The sequence below is a fragment of the Polaromonas sp. P1_F9 genome (assembly GCF_056405615.1).
The window spans coordinates 41881-63747 of record NZ_JBFUBT010000001.1 but is presented as its reverse complement, the minus strand read 5'-3'; the positions used below and the strand labels follow the sequence as shown (position 1 = coordinate 63747).

At 61.4% G+C, this 21867-nt stretch carries 21 protein-coding genes; 17 read left to right on the top strand and 4 right to left on the bottom strand.

The genetic code is table 11. From position 1 onward, the window contains the following. Positions 1 to 78: 78 nt before the first annotated feature. From AC1DYR_RS00320 to AC1DYR_RS00245, 16 genes are all read left to right on the top strand, one after another. Positions 79 to 909 carry a RodZ domain-containing protein gene (locus AC1DYR_RS00320; protein ID WP_477703338.1) on the top strand — a complete coding sequence of 277 codons (831 nt, stop codon included), beginning with the start codon at positions 79 to 81 and terminating at the stop codon, positions 907 to 909. Beyond that, a complete protein-coding gene (gene ispG / locus AC1DYR_RS00315) occupies positions 909 to 2186 on the top strand; it encodes a flavodoxin-dependent (E)-4-hydroxy-3-methylbut-2-enyl-diphosphate synthase (RefSeq protein WP_477703337.1) in 1278 nt (425 codons plus the stop codon). Before AC1DYR_RS00320 ends, ispG begins: the two co-directional genes overlap by 1 nt. 5 nt (positions 2187 to 2191) lie before the next feature. Then, positions 2192 to 3541: a histidine--tRNA ligase gene (hisS, locus tag AC1DYR_RS00310; protein ID WP_477703336.1), complete on the top strand. Its 1350-nt coding sequence runs from the start codon at positions 2192 to 2194 to the stop codon at positions 3539 to 3541. Between the two features lie 92 nt (positions 3542 to 3633). Continuing rightward, entirely contained in the window at positions 3634 to 4326 is a 693-nt protein-coding gene (locus AC1DYR_RS00305) for a YfgM family protein (protein ID WP_477703335.1), read from the top strand. After that, the gene (bamB, locus tag AC1DYR_RS00300; protein WP_477703334.1) at positions 4323 to 5477 is read left to right on the top strand and encodes an outer membrane protein assembly factor BamB; all 1155 of its coding nucleotides are present in this window, start codon (positions 4323 to 4325) and stop codon (positions 5475 to 5477) included. The genes AC1DYR_RS00305 and bamB overlap by 4 nt, the downstream gene beginning before the upstream one ends. A gap of 29 nt (positions 5478 to 5506) precedes the next feature. After that, positions 5507 to 6850 (top strand): ribosome biogenesis GTPase Der, encoded by a 1344-nt coding sequence (gene der / locus AC1DYR_RS00295; protein WP_477685700.1) that lies wholly within the window; start codon positions 5507 to 5509, stop codon positions 6848 to 6850. Positions 6851 to 6901: 51 nt separating this feature from the next. Beyond that, the gene (hfq, locus tag AC1DYR_RS00290; RefSeq protein WP_411883131.1) at positions 6902 to 7171 is read left to right on the top strand and encodes an RNA chaperone Hfq; all 270 of its coding nucleotides are present in this window, start codon (positions 6902 to 6904) and stop codon (positions 7169 to 7171) included. Then, the gene (gene hflX, locus AC1DYR_RS00285) at positions 7168 to 8349 is read left to right on the top strand and encodes a GTPase HflX (RefSeq protein WP_477704102.1); all 1182 of its coding nucleotides are present in this window, start codon (positions 7168 to 7170) and stop codon (positions 8347 to 8349) included. Before hfq ends, hflX begins: the two co-directional genes overlap by 4 nt. Positions 8350 to 8406: 57 nt before the next feature. Further along, a complete protein-coding gene (gene hflK, locus AC1DYR_RS00280) occupies positions 8407 to 9831 on the top strand; it encodes an FtsH protease activity modulator HflK (RefSeq protein ID WP_477703333.1) in 1425 nt (474 codons plus the stop codon). An 11-nt stretch (positions 9832 to 9842) separates the two neighbouring features. Further along, on the top strand, positions 9843 to 10745 hold the full coding sequence (gene hflC, locus AC1DYR_RS00275; RefSeq protein ID WP_477703332.1) for a protease modulator HflC: 903 nt from the start codon (positions 9843 to 9845) through the stop codon (positions 10743 to 10745). A gap of 6 nt (positions 10746 to 10751) precedes the next feature. Then, on the top strand, positions 10752 to 10940 hold the full coding sequence (locus AC1DYR_RS00270) for a DUF2065 domain-containing protein (protein WP_457280678.1): 189 nt from the start codon (positions 10752 to 10754) through the stop codon (positions 10938 to 10940). A gap of 129 nt (positions 10941 to 11069) precedes the next feature. Then, the gene (locus AC1DYR_RS00265) at positions 11070 to 12260 is read left to right on the top strand and encodes an ATP phosphoribosyltransferase regulatory subunit (RefSeq protein WP_477703331.1); all 1191 of its coding nucleotides are present in this window, start codon (positions 11070 to 11072) and stop codon (positions 12258 to 12260) included. A gap of 51 nt (positions 12261 to 12311) precedes the next feature. Next, positions 12312 to 13652 (top strand): adenylosuccinate synthase, encoded by a 1341-nt coding sequence (locus AC1DYR_RS00260; RefSeq protein ID WP_477703330.1) that lies wholly within the window; start codon positions 12312 to 12314, stop codon positions 13650 to 13652. 73 nt (positions 13653 to 13725) lie between these two features. Beyond that, positions 13726 to 14250 carry a phosphoribosyltransferase gene (locus tag AC1DYR_RS00255; RefSeq protein ID WP_411877599.1) on the top strand — a complete coding sequence of 175 codons (525 nt, stop codon included), beginning with the start codon at positions 13726 to 13728 and terminating at the stop codon, positions 14248 to 14250. Positions 14251 to 14405: 155 nt separating this feature from the next. Further along, positions 14406 to 15584, top strand: coding sequence for a PLP-dependent transferase (locus tag AC1DYR_RS00250; RefSeq protein ID WP_477703329.1), 1179 nt, complete (start codon positions 14406 to 14408; stop codon positions 15582 to 15584). A 67-nt stretch (positions 15585 to 15651) separates the two neighbouring features. Next, a complete protein-coding gene (locus tag AC1DYR_RS00245; protein ID WP_477703328.1) occupies positions 15652 to 15837 on the top strand; it encodes a hypothetical protein in 186 nt (61 codons plus the stop codon). 148 nt (positions 15838 to 15985) lie between these two features. Here the strand turns inward: AC1DYR_RS00245 and mnmH are convergent, their stop codons facing one another. Both mnmH and AC1DYR_RS00235 read right to left on the bottom strand, forming a co-directional pair. Further along, the gene (gene mnmH / locus AC1DYR_RS00240) at positions 15986 to 17053 is read right to left on the bottom strand and encodes a tRNA 2-selenouridine(34) synthase MnmH (RefSeq protein ID WP_477703327.1); all 1068 of its coding nucleotides are present in this window, start codon (positions 17051 to 17053) and stop codon (positions 15986 to 15988) included. Further along, positions 17050 to 17655 carry an arylesterase gene (locus AC1DYR_RS00235; RefSeq protein WP_477704101.1) on the bottom strand — a complete coding sequence of 202 codons (606 nt, stop codon included), beginning with the start codon at positions 17653 to 17655 and terminating at the stop codon, positions 17050 to 17052. The genes mnmH and AC1DYR_RS00235 overlap by 4 nt, the downstream gene beginning before the upstream one ends. A 103-nt stretch (positions 17656 to 17758) precedes the next feature. On the opposite strand from AC1DYR_RS00235, the gene AC1DYR_RS00230 reads away from it, so the two are divergent. Then, on the top strand, positions 17759 to 18505 hold the full coding sequence (locus AC1DYR_RS00230) for an ABC transporter ATP-binding protein (protein ID WP_477703326.1): 747 nt from the start codon (positions 17759 to 17761) through the stop codon (positions 18503 to 18505). 114 nt (positions 18506 to 18619) lie between these two features. On the opposite strand, the gene AC1DYR_RS00225 is transcribed toward AC1DYR_RS00230, so the two are convergent. Then, positions 18620 to 20896, bottom strand: a complete 2277-nt coding sequence (locus tag AC1DYR_RS00225) for a protein kinase domain-containing protein (RefSeq protein WP_477703325.1) — start codon at positions 20894 to 20896, stop codon at positions 18620 to 18622. A 60-nt stretch (positions 20897 to 20956) separates the two neighbouring features. Beyond that, complete coding sequence (locus AC1DYR_RS00220; RefSeq protein ID WP_477703324.1) at positions 20957 to 21835, bottom strand: c-type heme family protein; 879 nt, start codon at positions 21833 to 21835, stop codon at positions 20957 to 20959. Positions 21836 to 21867: the final 32 nt, after the last annotated feature.

The window sequence follows — 21867 nt, the reverse complement described above, 5'->3', positions numbered from 1 at the left end:
TTGGAGCCCACGGCAGGCACACTACTTCGCGAGGCAAGAGAGGCTGCAGGCATACATATCGCGGCCCTCGCAGTATCTTTGAAGGTTCCTGTAAAAAAACTCGAAGCGCTGGAGCTGGATCGCTTTGACTTGCTGCCGGATGCCGTTTTTGTTCGGGCGCTGGCTTCGAGCGTGTGCCGTAGCCTGAAACTGGATGCCGCTCCTGTGCTTGAGCGCCTGCCACAGACTAGTGCTCCCAAGTTAATTTACCAGGGGGCAGGCATCAATACACCGTTTCGCTCCCCCGGCGAAAACCCCCGGCCTGCCATGTGGACCCAGGTTTCCAAGCCGGCCGTGATGGGCGGTCTGGCGTTGCTGCTTGGCGCTTTGGTATTGATTTTTTTGCCAGTCATCAAGGATGCTGCGAAGGGGCAGGGCGACGGCGAGAGTGGTGCTGAGATCACCAAGCCGTTGCCTGCCGCTGTGGCGATGACGGGTGGAGGATTGACCCCCGACACCAAGCCTGTCGTTCCCCCAGAGCAGATCAATGAGACCTTTCCCGGTGCCGCCGCGGTTGTGAGCTCTCCTTCCAGCCTTGCTGCGACGGTAACTACTTCTTTGCCCGGCCCGGCGCTTGCGGTTCAGCCTGCCTCGGTGCCAGTACCAAGTGGTCTTGCCGTAGCTGCAGCGCCGGCCGGCATCGTGACTTTTCGTGCCAAGGGTGAGTCCTGGGTGGAGGTGACGGATGCCCGGGGGACGGTTGTACTGCGCCGCACCCTGACTGCAGGAGAAGTCGCGGGTGCGTCCGGGGTGTTGCCGCTGGCTGCCGTGGTGGGCAAGGCGGATGTAACGCAAGTGCAGGTACGCGGCCAGATTTTCGATCTGAGCGGCGTGGCCAGGGACAATGTTGCCCGATTTGAGGTGAAATAATGTCGAAGGGTTGCCTTCCGATCGAGTCCGCTTTTCCCAAAGCGCGGCGCTCCCTCCAGTCACAGGTGTCATGGGGTGGCCGTATTTTGACTGTCGGCGGCGATGCGCCGGTACGCGTCCAGTCCATGACCAATACTGACACGGTGGATGCCATTGGCACCGCGATTCAAGTCAAGGAACTGGCGTTGGCGGGTTCCGAGATGGTTCGCATCACCGTCAACACACCGGAAGCGGCGCAGGCTGTTCCGCACGTGCGTGAGCAGCTCGACCGGATGGGGATAGACGTCCCACTGATAGGGGACTTTCATTACAACGGCCATCGGCTGTTGACGGATTACCCCGCTTGCGCGGAGGCGTTGTCCAAATACCGCATCAATCCCGGAAATGTTGGCAAGGGCGACAAACGTGACCGGCAGTTTGGCCAGATGATAGAAGTTGCCATGCGCTGGAAAAAACCAGTGCGTATCGGCGTGAACTGGGGCAGCCTTGATCAGGAACTGCTGGCAAGCCTGATGGATGAAAACAGCGCGCGTGCAGTCCCTTGGGATGCCAGGCAGGTCATGTATGAAGCGTTGATTACCTCTGCGGTTGACTCAGCCCGGCGCGCCGAGGAAATGGGAATGCCGCGCAACCAGATCATTCTTTCCTGCAAGGTAAGTGGTGTTCAGGATCTGATTTCGGTCTATCGCGAATTGGCTCGGCGCACAGATCACGTGCTTCATTTGGGGCTGACAGAGGCTGGTATGGCCACCAAGGGCACGGTGGCTTCTGCCACGGCGTTATCGATCCTGCTGCAAGAAGGCATTGGCGATACCATTCGCGTCTCCTTAACGCCCCAACCGGGTGAGGCCCGCACCCAGGAAGTGGTTATTGCGTCAGAGATTCTCCAAGCGCTTGGTTTGCGGACCTTTGTGCCCAGTGTGACGGCATGCCCGGGTTGCGGACGTACCACCAGTACGACCTTCCAGGAACTGGCCAAGCAGATTGACGACTTTCTGCGTGCGCAGATGCCTGTCTGGCGCAAACAATATCCCGGCGTTGAAGGGCTCAAGGTCGCCGTCATGGGCTGTATCGTCAATGGACCGGGCGAAAGCAAACATGCCGACATCGGTATCAGCCTGCCCGGCTCCGGCGAGGCGCCGGCCGCACCGGTGTTCATTGATGGTGAAAAAAGACTGACCTTGCGTGGCGACAACATTGCGCAGGAGTTCCAGGTCATTGTTGAAAATTACATTGAAAAACGCTTTGGCACGCACACCGTCGCTGAAGCTGCGTAACACCCATGGTTGAAAAAGCAGCTGCCGGCCCGGTAGAAAAATCCGCCGTGGCCAAAATGGAAAAACTGACAGGCGTCAAGGGGATGAACGACATCCTGCCGCCTGAGTCGGCTCGTTGGGAGTGGTTCGAAGCCAAGGTGCGCGCGTTGATGGCCCGCTATGCCTATGTCAATGTACGCACGCCGATCGTTGAGCCAACCGCGCTGTTTGTGCGCGGCCTTGGTGAGGTGACCGATATCGTCGAGAAGGAAATGTATTCCTTCGTAGATTCAATGAATGGTGACCGACTCACGTTGCGCCCTGAAGCCACCGCCGGTATTGTGCGCGCGATGATTGAGCACAACACGCTGTACAACGGCCCGATACGGGTCTGGTCGGCAGTACCGCTGTTTCGCCATGAGCGACCACAGAAGGGGCGCTATCGCCAGTTCCATCAGATCGATGTCGAAGCCTTGGGTTTTTCCGGGCCCGATGTGGATGCCGAGCAAATTTTGATGTGCCGAGCGCTGCTGCACGACCTGGGCATTCCGATGGAGCATGTGCGGCTCGAACTGAACAGCCTGGGCCAGCCCAGCGAGCGAATGGCGCACCGTGCCGCGCTGATCACGCACTTTGAGGCGCATGCCGGCGTGCTCGACGAAGATGCAAAACGCCGGCTGCACAGTAATCCGTTGCGCATCCTCGATACCAAAAATCCTGCCATGCGGCCCGTTGTGGAAGCCGCTCCGCAGCTCATGGACTTCCTTGGCGACGCCTCGCTGGCGCATCTGACCGCGGTGCGCGCGGTGCTCGACGCGGTAGGGCTGGCCTATCGCATTAATCCGCGCCTGGTGCGTGGCATGGACTACTACAACCTCACCGTGTTTGAATGGGTTACCGACAAGCTTGGTTCGCAGGGTACGGTCTGTGGCGGCGGCCGGTACGACGGCCTGTTCGAGCAGCTTGGCGGCAAGCCAACGCCTGCGGTAGGCTGGGGCATGGGTGTGGAACGAATGCTGCTTCTGCTTGAGGCGGTGGGCGTGTTGCCGCCGGTGAGTGGCCCCGACGCCTACGTGGTCGTTCCGTCTGCCGAGATGATGCCAACCGTGATGGCAACCTGCGAAGCCTTGCGCGCCGCCGGCATCAACGTGCAGATGCACGCCGGCACGGGTGAAGGCATGGGTAGCATGAAATCCCAGTTCAAGAAGGCTGACGGCAGCGGTGCGCGCTACGCCCTGATTTTTGGCGAAACCGAGTTCGCTCAAGGCTGTGTTGCCGTCAAACACCTGCGGGGCGAAAAAGACCAAGCCCTGCAGGCCCAGGCACTGCAGCCCCTGGGGGATGTCATGGCCTGGGCTCACAGCCTGCGCGGCTGAGCCGCCACGGCCGGCCATTTGGAGTGCTGGCCGGGCCTCTACAATCACCCCAACTCAATCCGCACCATTTCCGGGGCAGAACAAAGACTTTTATGGCAAAACATCTTGATTTGGAAGAACAGGAACAGCTTGACGAGCTCAAGCACTTCTGGAAGCAGTACGGTGACATGATCACCTGGGCCCTGATTGTGGTGCTCGGGGCCTTTGCTGCGTGGAATGGATACCACTACTGGCAGCGTAACCAGGCAGCCCAGGCTTCGGTCATGTATGACGAAGTCGAGCGCGCTGTGCAGTCCGGTGACGTGACAAAAATTGACCGCTCATTGGCCGACATGAAAGATCGTTTTGGCCGGACAACGTACGCCCAACAGGCGGGGCTGCTTGCCGCCAAGGCTTACTACGACAAAGGCAATGTCGACGCATCGCGTGCTGCCCTGAATTGGGTCGCTGAAAAAGCCTCTGATGAGGGCTATCAGGCCATTGCCCGGCTGCGCCTGGCGGGGCTGCTGCTTGAGAAGAAGTCCTATGACGAGGCCCTGCAGCAGGTATCGGGCCCTTTCCCGAAAGACTTCACGGCATTGGTCGCTGACCGGCGTGGCGATATTCTGGCAGCGCAGGGTAAGAAACCAGAAGCGAAAAGTGAATATGAAAAGGCTTACAAGGGGCTTGACGAGCGCTCCGAGTATCGGCGTCTGGTTGAGGTCAAGCTCAACGCGCTGGGGGTTGATCCCAACGCAGGGACTACCAAGTCCGACGTGCCATCGAATACAGAGGTGAAGAAATGATTTATCAATCTTTTAGGCCTCTGGCCCAAGCGGTTCGTGCGCCAGCAGCTATTGTTTTGATAGCGATTCTGAGCGGCTGTTCCTTTTTCGGTGGGGGTCCTGCAAAACCGCAGCCCGCAGAACTTCAGCCGGTCACTGGGTTGGTGTCTGCGCGCCAGATCTGGACCACCCGCGTGGGGCAGGTGAACTTCCCGCTGGAGATGGGGGTTTCGGGCAACACTGTGGCAGTGGCCAGTGGTGACGGCACCGTGGCCTTGCTGGATGCCCAGACCGGCCGCGACTTCTGGCGCCTTGCGCTGAATACACCCTTGGCCGCCGGTGCTGGAAACGACGGCAAGGTCGTTGCCGTGGTAACCAAGGCCAATGAAGTCATCGCGTTGCAGGATGGCAAGGAACTCTGGCGCCAAAAGCTGGGCGCCCAGGCATTTTCCGCTCCCTTCGTGGCTGGCTTGAGGGTATTTGTCCTGGCCGCAGACCGTTCGGTCACGGCCTTTGATGGACTGACGGGCCGCAAGCTCTGGGCGCAGCAGCGACCCAACGAACCTTTGGTGCTTCGCCAGTCCGGCGTCATGCTGGCGGTGGGCGATACGTTGGTCGTAGGTTTGGCCGGCCGCCTCGTGGGCCTCAACCCGTCTAACGGTAGCGTACGTTGGGAGGCACCGATTGCCACGCCTCGCGGCATCAATGACGTGGAACGGCTCGTCGACCTGGTAGGACGCGTCAGCCGGCAGGGCGATATTGTTTGCGCGCGCGCATTCCAGGCGAGTGTTGGATGCGTCAATGCTGTGCGCGGCAACCTGCTGTGGGCCAAGCCGGCCAATGGTGTACAGGGCATTGATGGAGACGATCGCCTGCTGTTCGGCACGGAAGCTGATGGCACGGTAAACGCCTGGCGCCGCACCGATGGTGAGCGTGCGTGGTCCACGGACCGCCTGCGTTACCGCAGCCTCACGGCGCCACTCGTCGTCGGGCGCTCCATTGCCATGGGCGACTTTTCCGGCTACATCCACCTGCTTTCCCGCGAAGACGGCTCATTGCTCAATCGCCTGCCCACCGATGGCTCAGCCATTGCCGCAACGCCCGTGCTCGCTGGCAATACGCTGATCGCCGTGACGCAAAACGGCGGTGTTTACGGCTTCCAGCCTCAATAAGGGCCTGCGGTCCTGCCAGAAACTGATTGATGAAACCTGTCATAGCGTTAGTCGGCCGCCCCAATGTGGGCAAGTCGACGCTTTTCAACCGGCTGACCAAGACGCGGGATGCGATCGTGGCCGATTTCGCCGGCCTGACGCGGGATCGTCATTACGGTAACGGAAAGCTGGGCCCCCACGAATACATCGTGATCGACACCGGCGGGTTTGAACCCGATGCGGCGTCCGGCATTTACAAGGAAATGGCCAAGCAGACCCGGCAGGCGGTCGCGGAAGCCGATGTGGTCGTCTTTGTGGTGGACGCCCGCGCAGGCATCAGTGCGCAGGATCACGACATCGCCAAATACCTGCGCAAGCTGGGCAAACCCACCATCCTGACGGCCAACAAGGCGGAGGGCATGACTGAAGGCGTGCAGCTGTCCGAGTTCTTTGAACTGGGCCTGGGCGAGATGCTGGCGGTTTCCGCCTCACATGGCCAAGGTATGCGCACGCTGGTTGACATGGCCCTGGCGCCGCTCAATTTGCCGGATCCGGACGAAGAGGCTGAGCCTCAAGATCCTTCTGTGATTCGTCTGGCCGTGGCAGGACGCCCGAATGTGGGGAAGTCCACATTGATCAACACCTGGCTGGGCGAAGAGCGCCTGGTGGCCTTTGATTTGCCCGGGACAACCCGCGACGCCATTTCCGTGCCTTTTGAGCGCGCCGGGCAAAAGTTTGAACTGATCGACACGGCAGGACTACGCCGCAAAGGCAAGGTTTTTGAGGCCATCGAGAAGTTTTCCGTCGTCAAGACCCTGCAGGCCATCGAAAACGCCAACGTAGTGCTGCTGCTGCTCGACGCCACCCAAGGTGTGACCGATCAGGATGCCCACATTGCCGGCTATATCCTCGAAAGCGGGCGTTCGGTAGTGCTGGCCATCAACAAGTCGGACGCTGTGGATTCCTACCAGCGTGAGCTGCTCGAGCGCTCCATCGAGACCCGGTTGGGTTTCCTCAAATTTGCCGCCATCCACCCAATTTCAGCTATCAAACGGCAGGGCCTGGGCCCGGTCTGGAAGTCGATTGTTCAGGCCCATGCATCGGCCAATCGCAAGATGTCCACACCGGTGCTCACCCGGCTGCTGCTGGAAGCCGTGCAGTTCCAGCAACCCCAGCGCTCGGGTGTTTTCCGCCCCAAGCTGCGTTATGCCCACCAGGGCGGCATGAACCCACCCATCATTATCATCCACGGCAATTCGCTTGAGCATGTCACCGAGTCGTACAAACGCTATCTGGAAGGGCGTTTCCGCAAGGAATTTGACCTGGTCGGCACGCCGCTGCGCATCCAGATGAAGAGCTCCCACAACCCCTTTAAAGACAAGGAATCGGCCTAGGACTACATGACCCCGCCCGCGCCCTGTGGTAAGGTCAAGTTCTATTAACTTTTGAACACGGAAAATATCGTGAGCAATAACAAAGGCCAGCTCTTGCAGGACCCATTTCTCAACACCTTGCGTCGCGAGCATGTTCCTGTTTCCATTTATCTCGTCAACGGGATTAAATTGCAGGGCCAGATCGAATCCTTCGATCAATATGTGGTTCTGCTTCGCAACACTGTGACCCAAATGGTCTACAAACACGCGATTTCCACCATCGTTCCAGGTCGCGCCGTAAATTTCGCAACCAACGAGTCTGAAGAAAGCCCCGCCAGCTGAGTTCGTACGATGCTCCGGTGAGCCCGAAACCCCTGGTCCTCCTTGTAGGGGTCGATCTGGGGTTGCCAAACTTTGATGCTGATCTGCAGGAGCTGGGTTTGCTCGCGCAAACAGCAGGCCTGCAGCCGGTTGCGCGCGTCACTTGCAGACGCAAGGCGCCCGACGCCGCGCTCTTCATCGGCAGCGGAAAAGCCGACGAAATCAAGCTGATGGCGCTGGACACCGGCGCCACGGAAATTCTGTTCGACCAGTCTCTCAGCCCGGCGCAGCAGCGCAACCTGGAGCGGCACCTGGACATGCCGGTCAACGACCGGACCCTGCTGATTCTTGAGATCTTTGCCCAGCGCGCGCGTAGCCACGAAGGCAAGCTGCAGGTTGAGCTGGCCCGGCTGCAATACATGTCTACACGCTTGGTGCGGCGCTGGTCCCACCTGGAGCGGCAAACCGGCGGCGCCGGTGTGCGCGGCGGCCCGGGTGAGAAGCAGATCGAGCTCGACAAACGCATGATCGGTGACGCGATCAAGCGCACCAAAGAACGCTTGCTCAAGGTCAAGAAGCAGCGGCAAACGCAGCGAAAGCAGCGTGAGCGCCGCAATTCCTTCACGATCTCCCTGGTGGGTTACACCAACGCGGGAAAATCCACGCTCTTCAATGCGCTGGTCAAGGCGCGCGCCTACGCGGCCGACCAGCTGTTCGCCACGCTCGACACCACCACAAGGCAGCTTTATTTGGGTGGCGCCGCGCGTTCCGTGTCGCTGTCGGACACGGTGGGCTTCATCCGCGACCTGCCGCACGGCTTGATTGATGCCTTTGCCGCAACGCTGCAGGAAGCAGCGGATGCTGACTTGCTGCTTCACGTGGTGGACGGCGCCAATCCCGACTACCTTGAGCAGATCGAGCAGGTCCAGCGCGTGCTTTCGGAGATTGGCGCGGCCGATGTGCCGCAAATACTGGTGTTCAACAAGCTGGACGCTATTGAAAAGGACAGCTTGCCCCTGCATCTGCAAGACATGTTCGAACTCAGGGACGCGTTTGAGGGCTCAAGCCGCAGCGTTGAACGGGTGTTCGTGAGTGCGCAGACAGGTGAAGGCCTGCCGCTTTTGCGGGCGCTGCTGGCTGGCTATGCGGTCAATCCGCCGGCCGACGAAATCCCCCAAACTGCCGAGGACCTTGCCTGATAGGGCGGTTTCATTAGGCACAATGTCGGTGTAATGAAAAAAAGTGAGTTTGATCCCATGAATCTGAACCCCGTGCTGCAGACCTTGACGAGCTTGCCAGGCCGGCTCAAGCAACGCGCCCAAGGCATGTTCAACCTCAATGATCCGCGCTGGGGCCGGGATGACGACAAGCCGTCTTCCGACGACGCCAAGCCCGAAGCTCCGCGGGAGGACAAGCAACCGACCCGACCCGCCAATCGCCCGCAGGGGCAGGGGCCCAACCAGGGCCCGCCCGACCTGGACGAACTCTGGCGCGACTTCAACCGCAAGCTTGGCGGCCTTTTTGGCGGTGGCAAGAACAACCCCAACCGTGGTGGATTTGGCCGCGGCAATGGCGGTGGGAACAACGGCGGCAGCGGCGGCGGCTTCCAGCCCGACATGAAAAGTGCCGGAATCGGCGTCGGCCTGATTGCCAGCGTCGCAGTGCTGATCTGGCTGGGCACCGGGTTTTTTATCGTCCAGGAAGGCCAGCAAGCCGTCATCACCCAGTTCGGTAGATACCACTCCACCGTGGGCGCGGGCTTCAACTGGCGGCTCCCGTATCCTGTGCAGCGCCACGAAATCGTTGTGGTCACGCAGATCCGTTCAGTGGACGTCGGCCGTGATGTCATCATCAAGGCAACGGGCCTGCGCGACTCGGCCATGCTGACTGAAGATGAAAACATCGTTGAAATCAAGTTTGCCGTGCAGTACCGCCTGAACGATGCGCGCGCCTATCTGTTTGAAAGCAAGGACCCTGCAGCGGCGGTGGTTCAAGCTGCCGAAACAGCCGTCCGTGAAGTGGTCGGGAAAATGAAGATGGATCTCGCCCTGGCGGAAGAGCGTGACCAGATCGGGCCACGCGTGCGCACCCTGATGCAGACCATCCTCGATCGTTACAAGGTCGGCGTTGAAGTTGTCGGCATCAACCTTCAGCAGAGCGGTGTGCGCCCCCCCGAGCAGGTGCAGGCAGCGTTTGACGATGTGCTCAAGGCAGGCCAGGAGCGCGAACGCGCCAAGAACGAAGCCCAGGCATACGCCAACAATGTGATCCCGCGTGCCGTGGGTTCCGCGTCCCGCCTCAAGGAAGAGTCTGAAGCCTACAAAGCCAAAATCGTGGCTCAGGCACAGGGTGATGCCCAGCGCTTTCGCTCGGTGCTGGCCGAATACCAGAAGGCGCCGCAAGTGACCCGCGACCGTATGTACACCGACGCCATGCAGCAGGTTTATTCCAGTGTGACCAAGGTGATGGTCGAATCCCGCCAGGGCTCCAACCTTTTGTATCTGCCTCTGGACAAAATCATGCAGATGACGGCGCAGGGTGATACTGGCAGTACCGCAGAGCCCGCGCTGGTTCCCGGCGCAGCATCTTCGCCAACGGTGCCTCCCGCGCCGGTTTCCGGCTTGCCCCTCGATGCCCGCTCCCGCGATGCTTCCCGCACGCGCGATCGTGAAACACGCTAAGGAAGACGACCGTGAATAGAGTTGGATTTATCATTTCTTCGCTGCTGGTGATCCTGGCATTGCTCAGCTCCACGCTTTTTGTGGTGGACCAGCGGCAGTTCGGCGTGGTTTATGCGTTGGGGCAGATCAAGGATGTGGTCACTGAGCCGGGCCTGCATTTCAAGATGCCGCCGCCGTTCCAGAACGTCTCCTACATCGACAAGCGCCTGCTGGTGCTCGACAGCGTCGACGCCGAACCCATGCTGACGGCAGAAAAGCAGCGTGTCGTGATCGACTGGTACGTGCGCTGGCGCATCATCCAGCCCACCGACTACATCCGCAACGTCGGCCTGGACGAAAAAACCGGCGCCAACCAGCTCAACCGCGTGGTGCGCAATGCCTTCCAGGAAGAGATCAACAAACGTACCGTCAAGGACCTGCTTTCGCTCAAGCGCGAAGCCCTGATGGCCGACGTCAAGCGCGAAGTACTGCAGGCCGTGCAGGGCGCCCAGCCGTGGGGCGTGGACGTGGTCGACGTGCGTATCACGCGCGTGGACTATGTGGAAGCCATCACCGATTCCGTCTACAAGCGCATGGTGGCGGAGCGCCAGCGTGTGGCCAATGAATTGCGCTCTACCGGTTTGGCAGAAGGCGAAAAAATCCGCGCCGACGCCGATCGCCAGCGCGAAGTGACTATCGCCAACGCCTACCGCGATGCGCAAAAGGTCAAAGGCGAGGGCGATGCTGAAGCCGCTCGCACCTATGCCGAATCGTTCGGCCGCGACCCGCAGTTCGCCCAGTTCTACCGCAGCCTGGATGCCTACAAAGCCAGCTTCAACAAGAAGAGCGACGTGATGGTGCTTGATCCGTCGTCGGATTTCTTCAAGGCGATGCGTGGCCCCGGCTCCGGCAGCGCCGCACCTGCCAAAAAATAAGCCGGCGTGGACGGCAACACCTTCTGGATGGCGCTGGCCCTGATGCTGGTCATCGAAGGCTTGTTGCCTTTCATTTCTCCCGGCGGCTGGCGCCGCATGTTCGAGCAGATTCTCACCTTGGGCAACGGCCAGATCCGCTTCTTCGGCTTGTGCAGCATTGCGGCGGGCCTGATCCTGCTGGCTGTGCTGGCATGATTCCGACTCCCCTGCCAAGCCGGCCACTGGCAGCTATTTCCGCCTGAGCGCGTCATTGGGCCTCCAGCGGGCCGAAAACCCGCTTCAAGCCCGGTAAAATGCTGTTTTTAACAGCCCACGAAAATCACAATGCCCGCCTGGTCGTCATCATGGCAATTGCCCGATCAAATTGCCGATGTCCTGCCCTCCGAGGCGCGCCACATCGAAGAGCTGCGCCGTCTGTTCCTCGACACCGCCCGCAGCTATGGCTATGAACTTGTCATGCCGCCGCTGCTCGAGCACCTCGAATCGCTCCTGACCGGCACCGGCGAGGCTCTTGATCTGCAGACTTTCAAGCTGGTGGACCAACTCTCCGGCCGCACGCTGGGCCTGCGTGCCGACACCACGCCCCAGGTGGCCCGCATTGATGCGCATTTGCTCAACCGCAGCGGTGTTGCTCGCCTGTGCTATTGCGGCCCGGTGCTGCATACCCGTGCCGACCGGCCTCATGCCACCCGTGAACCGCTGCAGTTTGGCGCCGAAATCTACGGCCATGCCGGCCTGGAGGCAGACCTGGAAGCCCAGCAGCTGGCGCTTGAAGGCCTCAAGGCGGCCGGCGTCACTGAGCTGAGCGTGGACATGGCGGATGTCCGCATCGTCAACAGCTTGCTGGCTGGCGCCACCGTCAACGGCAAAACCCTGGCACTCATCCATGCCGCGCTGGCGGCCAAGGACGCGAGCGAGCTCGGCAGCCTGATCGCCAGCCTCAAGGACGGCATTTCGGCTGCGGCGCGCGAAGGCCTCAAGGCATTGCTGCAGCTTTATGGTGACGAGAAAGTGCTGGCCGAAGCGGAAAAAATCCTGCCGCCCTCAACAGGCCTTAAGGCGGCGCTGCAAAACCTGAAATGGTTGGCCGCACACACCAGGGGTGAAAAAGGCGATGTCAAGGTCAGTTTTGACCTGGCCGACCTGCGCGGCTACGCCTATTACAGCGGCACCCGCTTTGCCATTTACGGGCAGGGCGCCGAACTGGTGCGCGGCGGCCGCTATGACGAAGTCGGTGCCGTGTTCGGCCGCAACCGGCCTGCAGCGGGCTTCAGTCTTGACCTCAAAGAGCTGGTCAGTGTGCTGCCACCCCGGGCCCTCAAGGCCGCCATCCGTGCGCCCTGGGGCGAAGATACCGGCCTGCGTGCCGCCATCGCCCGCCTGCGTGCGGGCGGCGAAACCGTGGCCTGTGTGCTGCCCGGCCATGAACATGAAGTCAACGAGTTTGATTGCGACCGCGAACTGGCAAACGCTGCTGGTCAATGGGTGGTCCAGCCCCTTAAAAAAGCCGCTTGAGAGCCTGCGTCCGCGCCCGGCTTTATCCCGAAACCTTAACGAGAATTGAAGATGACAAACAAACAAACCGCAACCGCGGGCCGCAATGTCGTGGTCGTGGGTACCCAGTGGGGCGACGAAGGCAAGGGCAAGCTGGTCGACTGGCTGACCGAGATGTCCCAAGGCGTGGTGCGCTTCCAGGGCGGCCACAATGCCGGCCACACACTGGTCATCAATGGCGTGAAAACGGCGCTGCACCTGATTCCCAGCGGCATCATGCGCCCCGGCGTGAAGTGCTATATCGGCAACGGTGTGGTGCTGTCGGCCGCCAAACTTTTCGAAGAAATTGAAGGACTGGAAAAAGCCGGCGTTGAGGTGCGTTCGCGCCTGCGCATCAGCGAAGCCTGCCCGCTGATCCTGCCTTTCCACGCCGCGCTCGACATCGCGCGCGAAGCCTACCGCGAGAAGGGCGGCACCACCAAGATCGGCACCACCGGCCGCGGCATCGGGCCCGCGTATGAAGACAAGATTGCCCGCCGGGCCTTGCGCGTGCAGGATCTCAAATATCCTGACCGTTTTGCCGCCAAGCTGCGTGAACTGCTGGACCTGCACAATTTCGTGCTGACCGGCTACCTGCACGCGCCGGCAGTCGACTTCGACACCGTCTACGCCGAAGCCATGCGTCACGCCGAGCTGCTCAAACCCATGATGGCCGACGTCTCGCGCGAACTCAACGATGCCAACGAGGCCGGTGCCAACCTGCTGTTCGAAGGCGCGCAGGGCACCTTGCTCGACGTCGACCATGGCACCTATCCCTATGTGACCTCCAGCAACTGTGTGGCCGGCAATGCCGCCGCGGGCGCGGGCGTGGGCCCGGGCATGCTGCATTACATCCTCGGTATCACCAAGGCCTATTGCACGCGCGTGGGCGGCGGGCCTTTCCCGACCGAACTTGATTGGGAAAAGCCCGGCACGGTGGGCTACCACCTCAGCACCGTGGGCGCCGAAAGAGGCGTGACCACGGGACGCAGCCGCCGCTGTGGCTGGTTTGACGCCGCATTGCTCAAGCGCTCGGCCCAGGTCAACGGCCTATCGGGTCTGTGCATTACCAAGCTTGACGTGCTGGACGGCATCGACGAACTCAAGCTGTGCACCGGCTACGAACTTGACGGCCACATCACCGACATCCTGCCGATGGGCGCTGAAGAGATCGAGCGCTGCAAGCCGATTTATGAGACCTTGCCTGGCTGGAGCCAGAGCACCGTGGGCGTTACGCAATACGACAAGCTGCCGGCTGCCGCGCAGAAATACCTGCACCGGATCGAGGAAGTCACCGGCGTGCCGATCCACATGATTTCGACCAGCCCGGACCGTGACCACACCATCCTGCTGCGCAATCCGTACGCCGCCTAGTCAGAAAACTTGAGAAAAGTGCGTCTAGCCCAATAGGGACGGGCGCAAGCAGCTATCAAATCAGGAGTAATTCATGTTGACAGAAGACGGCAAGCATCTCTATGTGAGCTATGACGAGTACCACAACCTGATTGAAAAACTGGCCATCAAGATCCACCAGTCCGGCTGGCAGTTCGATACCATCCTGTGCCTGGCCCGCGGCGGCATGCGTCCCGGTGACATCCTTTCGCGCATTTTCGACAAACCGCTGGCCATCATGTCCACCAGCTCCTACCGTGCTGACGCCGGCATGACGCAAGGCAATCTCGACATCGCCCGCTTCATCACCACCCCCAAGGGCGAAATCGCGGGCAAGGTGCTGCTGGTCGACGACCTGGCCGATTCGGGCCACACGCTCAACGCCGTGATCCACCAGCTGAAGAACAACTACAAGCCCATCACCGAGCTGCGCAGCGCCGTGATCTGGACCAAGGGCGTCTCGACCTTCCAGCCCGACTATTCGGTCGAGCTGCTGCCCACCAATCCGTGGATCCACCAGCCGTTTGAGGGCTATGACTCCCTTTCGCCAGCCCAATTGATGGCCAAATGGAAGATATAGCCCCCACGGTCGCTCACTTCGTGTAGCTCCCTGCCCCCCGAGGGGGCCGCTCCGCCTGCGGCCCGGCAGAGCCGGTTCCGCGGCTCCTGCTTGAATGGGAGGTGGCTTTGTTCTACTGCTCTTCAGGTCTCTGGGCTTGCCGTTAATATCTGTGGATGAGCGAAACATCCACCACCCTGATCCACCACCCGTACAAGCCGCCCGCCGGATTTGACGCCATCCCGCCCGGGGTCTACAAGGCTTCCACCATTGCATTCCCGACCGTCGCCGCGCTGCGCAGCCGCGACTGGAAGCACAAGACCGGCTACACCTACGGCCTGCACGGAACCCCCACCACCTTCACGCTGGAAGAGCGCATCGCCACCCTGGAAGGGGGCAAGTACTGCACCTTGGTGCCCAGTGGCCTGGCGGCGGTGGTGCTGGTCGGCATGGCGCTGCTCAAGGCGGGTGACGAACTGTTGATTCCCGACAACGCCTACGGGCCCAACAAGAGCTTCGCGCAGGGCGAACTTGCCGCCTGGGGCATTACCCACCGCTTCTACGACGCGATGAACCCGGCCGACCTCGCCGCCAAGCTGGGCCCCAAAACCCGGCTGGTGTGGATCGAAGCGCCGGGCTCCATCACGCTGGAGTTTCCCGACATGCCGGCGCTGGTCGCCGCCGTCAAGGCGCACCAGAATGCGCACCCCGCCGGCATTGTGACCGCGCTCGACAACACCTGGGGAGCCGGCCTGGCTTTCAACGCTTTTGATCTCGGCCTGGACATCTCGGTCCAGGCGCTGACCAAATACCCCAGCGGCGGTGCCGATGTGCTGATGGGCTCCGTGGTCACGCGCGACGAGGCGCTGCACCACCTGGTCCATTTTTGCCACATGCGCGTCGGCTACGGCATAGGCGGCAACGATGCTGAACTGGTGCTGCGCGGCCTGAACAGCATGGCCCTGCGTTATGCCGCCCAGGATGCCGCGACGCGGGAGCTGGCCGGCTGGCTGCAAACCCGGCCGCAAATTGCGGCCATGCTGCACCCGGCCTTGCCCGGCTCGCCAGGCCATAAGGTCTGGAAACGCGACTGCACGGGCGCCGCCTGCCTGATGAGTGCCGTCTTCAAGCCCGAGTTCACGCCGGACCGGGTAGACCGCTTTTGTGACAGCCTCAAGCTCTTCAAGCTGGGCTACAGTTGGGCGGGCCCCATGAGCCTGTGCGCGCCGTACGACATACCGGCCCTGCGCACCACGCCATGGCCGTACAAAGGCGGCCTGGTGCGCTTTTCGGTGGGCCTGGAAGCCGTTGCAGACCTGCAGGCGGACATTGCCCAGGCGCTGGAAAAAGCCTGACCAAAGGCTTGGCATATCGTGACGGCAATGCAGTACAGTAAGGGTTACCTATTCACGAAAGCACGCAGTGGCAACTCCCAATTACTCTTATGAAAAGCGCCAGAAAGAGCTTGCGAAAAAACGCAAAAAAGAAGAAAAGCTCAAGCGCAAGGCAGAGGGCAAGCCGGACGATGCCGCTGACGACGGAACTGATACGCCCGATGCCGACGGTGAGGCGCCCGGTGGCCTCCCACCTGTAGACCCGACCCCCTGAGTCTCCTCGATTCTTGATGAAAGAAGGCTGCAGCCGTTGATGGACAAGCGCAAGCAGCTATTGATTTGGTAGCGCCCAAGCGCCGCGAAAAAACGGCAGGCGATCAAAAACCCGGCAACACCTGTGAAGGTCAGCCGGGTTTGTCGTTTCAGAGGGCGGAATTTTCAGCCCGCAGCGCTCGCGCCAGCGCGGCCATGGCCGCAGCGCTGTGGTCCTGCGGCGAAAGCACACGGGCCATGGCATGCCCGGAAAAATTGCGCTGCATCGACTGCAGGTAACCCGGGTCGTAGTGCTTGACCAGCAGCTCACGCACCACGGAAGCCACGTCGCCGCTGCGGGCGCGTGCCTGCCAGTCCTGCACTGTGGCCTTGCCGCGCGCTTCCGTCAGGGCGCCCAGGCGCTCGCAGAAAAACGCGATGTCCTTCACGAAAAAGTCATAGTCTTCCAGCAGCAGCGCTACGCGTTCATCCTCCGGCAGGTCCAGTTGCAGGCAAGGGCTGGCCCGCATGGCGGTGATCAGGCCTTCCGGCACGGCCACATTGCCGACTTTTTTACTTTCACTTTCAATGTAGACCGGCTGGGCTGGGTCAAAGCGTTTCAGCGTGGCCCAGATGCTGCTGTCAAACGCCTTCTGGCTGGGCTGTTGCACGCCGGGGATGGCCCCCAGCACCGAGCTGCGGTGGTTGGCCAGCGCTTCCAGGTCCAGCACCTGCGCGCCTTCGGCCGCCAGGGCCTGCAGCAGCCGGGTCTTGCCCGAACCCGTGGGGCCGCACACCACCCGGTAGTTAAAGCGGCCGGCCAGCTGCGGCAAATCCGCCACCAGCGCGGCGCGAAATGCCTTGTAACCGCCGTCCACCAGCGTCACCTTGAAGCCGATCTGGTCCAGCACCAGCGCCAGCGAGCCGCTGCGCTTGCCGCCGCGCCAGCAGTACAGCAGCGGTTGCCATTCCCGGGGTTTGTCCAGCACATCACGCTGGATGTGTTCGGCGATGTTTTTGGCCACCAGCGCCGCGCCCAGTTTTTTTGCTTCGAACTGGCTGATCTGCTTGTATTTGGTGCCGACGATTTTGCGTTCCTCGTCGCGCAGGCTGGGCCAGTTCACCGCGCCCGGGAGGTGGTCTTCGGCGTATTCGCCTTCGCTGCGGGCGTCAATCACCCCGGAATAACTCCCGAGCGTTTCGAGCGCCTCTTCGGCGGAGATGCGGTCCAGGCTCACTTGACCAGTTTCTTCAGCTCGGGCCACACATTGGCGAGCATCTTCGCCTGCGACTGCTCGTTCGGGTGGATCCGGTCAGCCTGGAAGTTGGCCACCGGGTCGGCCGCGTCGGCAATGCCCTTGAGAAAGAAGGGCACCAGGGCCACTTTTTCCGCCTTGGCGATCTTGCCGAACAGCCCTGAAAACGTCGCCGCATAGGCACCGCCGTAGTTGGGCGGTACCTGCATGCCCACCAGCAGCACTCTGGCCCCTGCTTTTTTGGACGCCTGCGTCATCGTGACAAGATTCTTTTCGGTCATGTCCAGCGGCAATCCCCGCAGGGCATCGTTGCCGCCCAGCTCAATCACCACCACGGCAGGCTTGTGCTGTGCCAGCAGCGCCGGCAGGCGTGAACTGCCGCCCGAAGTGGTGTCGCCGCTGATGCTGGCGTTGACGACTTTGGCAGTCTTTTTTTCGCTGGCAAGCTGTTTTTCAAGCAGCGGCACCCAGCCGGTTCCGCGTTTCAGGCCGTATTCGGCGCTGAGTGAATCACCGACCACCAGAATGGTTTCGCCTTTGGGCGCCGGCGTTTGTGCCATTGCCGCCGGAGCGCCGACACCCATCACGGCAGCCACAAACAGCGCCCCGAAAGGTTTTAGCAAACGCTTTGCCGCCGCAAGGGCAAGCTTGGTAAAGTCTGAATTCATATTTCCTGACAAGGCCGACATGTTTGAACCCGTGGTGAGTGGTGTGAATGATGGTTCCAGGGCTGCGGCTTCCGCTGTGTCCGCACCGTCCCCGACGACTTCAATTATTTCCGTTGAGCATGTTTTCAAGTCGGTCACCGACTCCACCGGCACATTGGCCATTTTGCGCGATATTGACTTCGCCCTGGCTCCCCGGGAAACCGCCGCCATTGTCGGTGCCTCGGGTTCCGGCAAAAGCACCTTGCTGTCCATCATCGCAGGGCTGGACACGCCCACGCAGGGCACGGTCAGGCTGGCGGGCCAGGACATCTTTGCGATCAGCGAAGACGACCGGGCCGCCCTGCGTGCGCAGAAGGTCGGGTTTGTCTTCCAGAGCTTCCAGCTCATGGGCAATTTGACGGCGCTTGAGAACGTTATGCTGCCGCTGGAGCTGTCGGGCGCCAAAAACGCGCGCTCGCTGGCTACCGACATGCTCAAGCGTGTCGGACTGGGGGAGCGGCTGGGCCACTATCCCAAAGTGCTGTCAGGCGGCGAACAGCAACGTGTGGCGCTAGCCCGCGCTTTTGTGGTGCAGCCGGCGGTACTGCTGGCCGATGAGCCGACAGGCAGCCTGGACTTTGCCACCGGCGAGACGGTGATGTCGCTGATGTTTGAACTCAACCGCGAACTCGGCACGACCCTGGTACTGGTGACGCATGACCAGGCCATCGCGTCGCGCTGCGAGCGTCGCATCACCATTGATGCGGGGCGTGTCAGCCCGGCGTGATGCCGAGACGTCCCCAGCGGAAAAGCTTAAGGGGAAATGGCCTGGAGGCCTTTTTCATCGGGCGCAAGCAGCTATCAAAAGCATAGCGTATTGCGGGGCGTAAAAAAGCCGCCCTTAGCGCCCGCCGTGCATTTTCTGCGCGGTGGCCAGAAATTTCGCGCGGTCATCAGGCCGGTCAATCTGCTGCGCCAAAGCGTGGATCAGGGCCGGAAAGGTGAGCTGCCGGGCTGCCTCCTTGCGCACGAGGGTTTTGGCGAGCGGGCCGATATGCTGGCTGAGCGCGCGTTCCAGCTGCGCCTGCAGCTCCGCATTGAAATTCTGCACATTGATGGATGTGGAAGATGCCGAGGTCGTTCCGGATGCCGTTGCCGACGTGGACAGGGGCCGGCTCATGTCGGTGCGCAAGGGGCGGGAAAACGTCGAGGAAATGGGCCGGCTGTAGCTGCTGCTGCCGGTGGACCGCAATGGGCCACTGGCGCCATGCAGCCCCGAATGCACCGTCGCGCTGGCGTGGCGCGGCTTCAGGAAGGCTTCACGGGCCGCCGCATCGGGAATGGAAATGGCCAGCAGGTCGCGCAGCCCCTGGGCGCTGACCGTGCGCGGAATGGCTTTCTTGACCAGCACCTTGGCCAGCGGCCCGATGGCCTTGGCCAGTTCATTTTCAATTTCCAGCGCGATTTCCGGGGTGAGCGACGCCAGCGCGGCAAAAGAGGCGGTATGTTCGAACTCCATGTTGCGGGACACCGGCGCGGCCGGCGCGGCGTTCGGGTCCAGCACCGCATAGATCTCGTGCGAGCGCAGGTGCTTGTCCATGTGCGGGCCGAGGTAGTCGAAGAGGCTGGCGGCGCTGTCGGTGATGCGTGAAATCACGTCGTAATAGGCACGCGAAACCACGATCTGGTTGGGCCTGGAGAAGTCCATGATGCGTTGGGCCACATTGATGCCGTCGCCCACCACATTGACGCGGTTGTTGATGTCGAACACCATGCGGATCGGCCCCAGGTGCAGGCCCACCCTCAGGGACAGCTTGCGGCCGTACTTTTGCACCAGCAGGTCGCGCAGCAGCAGGGCCGACTGCAGGGCCTCTTCGGGGTCGCCCAGAAAGCAGATCGCCGCGCCGTCGCCGGTGTCTATCATGATGCGCGACGACTCCTTCACGCCGCCGATGGCCTTGGTGATGAGTTCGTTGAACAGGGTCTTCAGTGCCACCTGTTGGTCGACCGAATAGGTGGAGTAGGACACCAGGTCCAGGAACATGATCGTGCCCAGTACGTTCTTGCGCAGGTTTTCGGCACTGTTGAGCGGAATGGACTGGGAATTGGCCGCGTAGGCGAGCAGGGCGCTGTCGGACAGCAGCTTGCTTGTCTTTGTGGTTGACGTATCGGTCTGCGGCGCTACCGTCGCCACCGGGGCAATGGCGGCTGTATTGGACGACGGGTTGGCGGCGCGGATAGTCTGCGTCTTGAGAAAGTCCGAGCTGATCAGGGCCTGGCGCAGGGCTCCGACGTCCTGTGGGCGCTGTGTTTCGTTGGGCATCATGGCCCAGTCGATGGCGCGCAGCAGGGGCGCGCCGAAGACCACCGCGCTGGCCGTGTCGGCCGCCTTGGGCATGGTGTCCTCGCGCACCCGCGAGGCCGACTCCATGGGCTTGTGGCCCGTCGTTATCCAGTACATCACCGCCCCCAGCGAATAGACGTCCGTCCATGGCCCCTGGTGTCCTTTGCTATGGTACTGCTCGAACGGTGCGAAGCCCGGGCTCACGATGTTGGTCATGTCGTGGTTGCCGGTCACACGCCGGGCGGCGCCAAAGTCGAGCAGCACCGGTGTGCCGTCGGCGCGGATGTAGATGTTGTCCGGCTTGATGTCGCGGTGCAGGAAATTCACCTTGTGCACCGCTTCCAGCCCGTCCATCAACGGGTAGATGATCTTCAGCAGACCCTGCTGGTCCAGCGCCGGCTGCTTGGCCAGCCAGCGCTTGAGCGGGTCGCCGGACTCGTACTCCATGACGATGTAGGCGGTCCCGTTTTGCTTGAAGTAACGCAGCACCCGTACGATGTTCGGGTGGCGAAAGGACGCCAGCGCCCGCGCTTCGTCGAGGAAGCGCTCCAGGCCCCACTGGAACTGGCCGTTGTGGGTACTGGAGCGGACATGCACTGACAGGTCTTCCGAACGCACGGCCAGGTCGCCGGGGAAGTACTCCTTGATCGCTACCGGCAACTGCAGGTTGATGTCCTGCGCCAGGTAAGTGATGCCGAAACCGCCGCCGCCCAGCATCTTGTCGATGCGGTACTCAAAAACGGTTTGCCCTGGCAGAAGCGCAGCCGCATCCTTGCCTTCGCCGCCAGTGGGACGCACAGGCAGGGCTTGCGTTGTTTCTTCCGGTTCTTCCATTCGTGGGGATCGATTCGTGGGGACTGAGGATGCCTGTGAATTATTGAGTCCGGCCGGACATCAGGCGCCGTGGTCGATCATCTGCATGGCTTTCTCGAGGCTGCGCCGCATGCGGTTGAACGCGCCGCCTAGCACGGACACTTCGTCTTTGCCGCCGTCAGCGAATTCCGGTACATCAAAGTCACCGGTGCTCACCTTGTCTGCAGCCTGGGACATGCGCCGGATAGGCCGCACGATGAGCCAGCTCAGCATCAGGTTAAGTACAACAAAAACCACGGCGAAGACAGTTGCCAGTGAGGCCATGAAGGTCTTGAAGGTGCGGTCTGCGTTGCGGATGGGAATGTCCATGGGAACAGTGACAACCTGCGCGCCGATGATTTCGTTGTGTTTCCAGCCGAAGCCGTTGGCCTCGCCGTAGACCTTGATCATGCTGGCGGGCGCGTTGGCCGGCACGCTGTGGCACTGCAGGCACGCCGCGTTGGTGATCTGGATGGGCTTGGCAATGTACAGCAGGCGGCCCGTAGCGGCGGAACGCTCGGAAATCAGTTCTTTCGATTCGGCATTCTGGCGGAACTGCTGGACGATATCCGCTTCCCAGTCGGTGGCGCGGTCGCGCGGGTTGGTCGGGTTCAGCGTGGCTTCCTTGTAGCCGTAGTCACGGTATTTTTTCTGGATGTGAGCCAGCGTTTCGGTGGCGGCGTAGGCCGGCACGGTCTGGGGCAGGAACACTTCCTCGAGTTGCTTGTCCAGGTGCGGCTTGATCTGCTCAACGGTGTAGGCCCGCACGGAAAGCGCGGTGTCCATCATGAGGCGGGCGTTGCGCAGTACCTCTTCGCGCGCGTTGTCCTGCAGCAGCTGGCGCGAGATGTAGCCGGCCGCGGCAAAGCCGGCCAGAAAAACCACGACCAGCACCAAATTGAATTTCAGTCTCAAGCCCATAGCGTCTCCAGGTGCCCTGCAGCCAGCAGAGC

What these genes read in the sequence shown, in the direction of transcription:
- der (WP_477685700.1), top strand. Translation starts at nt 5,507, where the DNA reads ATGAAACCTGTCATAGCGTTAGTCGGCCGCCCCAATGTGGGCAAGTCG.
- ispG (WP_477703337.1), top strand. Translation starts at nt 909, where the DNA reads ATGTCGAAGGGTTGCCTTCCGATCGAGTCCGCTTTTCCCAAAGCGCGG.
- AC1DYR_RS00230 (WP_477703326.1), top strand. Translation starts at nt 17,759, where the DNA reads ATGTTTGAACCCGTGGTGAGTGGTGTGAATGATGGTTCCAGGGCTGCG.
- hflK (WP_477703333.1), top strand. Translation starts at nt 8,407, where the DNA reads ATGAATCTGAACCCCGTGCTGCAGACCTTGACGAGCTTGCCAGGCCGG.
- AC1DYR_RS00265 (WP_477703331.1), top strand. Translation starts at nt 11,070, where the DNA reads ATGCCCGCCTGGTCGTCATCATGGCAATTGCCCGATCAAATTGCCGAT.
- AC1DYR_RS00255 (WP_411877599.1), top strand. Translation starts at nt 13,726, where the DNA reads ATGTTGACAGAAGACGGCAAGCATCTCTATGTGAGCTATGACGAGTAC.
- AC1DYR_RS00235 (WP_477704101.1), bottom strand. Translation starts at nt 17,655, where the DNA reads ATGGGTGTCGGCGCTCCGGCGGCAATGGCACAAACGCCGGCGCCCAAA.
- AC1DYR_RS00305 (WP_477703335.1), top strand. Translation starts at nt 3,634, where the DNA reads ATGGCAAAACATCTTGATTTGGAAGAACAGGAACAGCTTGACGAGCTC.
- bamB (WP_477703334.1), top strand. Translation starts at nt 4,323, where the DNA reads ATGATTTATCAATCTTTTAGGCCTCTGGCCCAAGCGGTTCGTGCGCCA.
- AC1DYR_RS00260 (WP_477703330.1), top strand. Translation starts at nt 12,312, where the DNA reads ATGACAAACAAACAAACCGCAACCGCGGGCCGCAATGTCGTGGTCGTG.
- AC1DYR_RS00220 (WP_477703324.1), bottom strand. Translation starts at nt 21,835, where the DNA reads ATGGGCTTGAGACTGAAATTCAATTTGGTGCTGGTCGTGGTTTTTCTG.
- AC1DYR_RS00225 (WP_477703325.1), bottom strand. Translation starts at nt 20,896, where the DNA reads ATGGAAGAACCGGAAGAAACAACGCAAGCCCTGCCTGTGCGTCCCACT.
- hisS (WP_477703336.1), top strand. Translation starts at nt 2,192, where the DNA reads ATGGTTGAAAAAGCAGCTGCCGGCCCGGTAGAAAAATCCGCCGTGGCC.
- AC1DYR_RS00250 (WP_477703329.1), top strand. Translation starts at nt 14,406, where the DNA reads ATGAGCGAAACATCCACCACCCTGATCCACCACCCGTACAAGCCGCCC.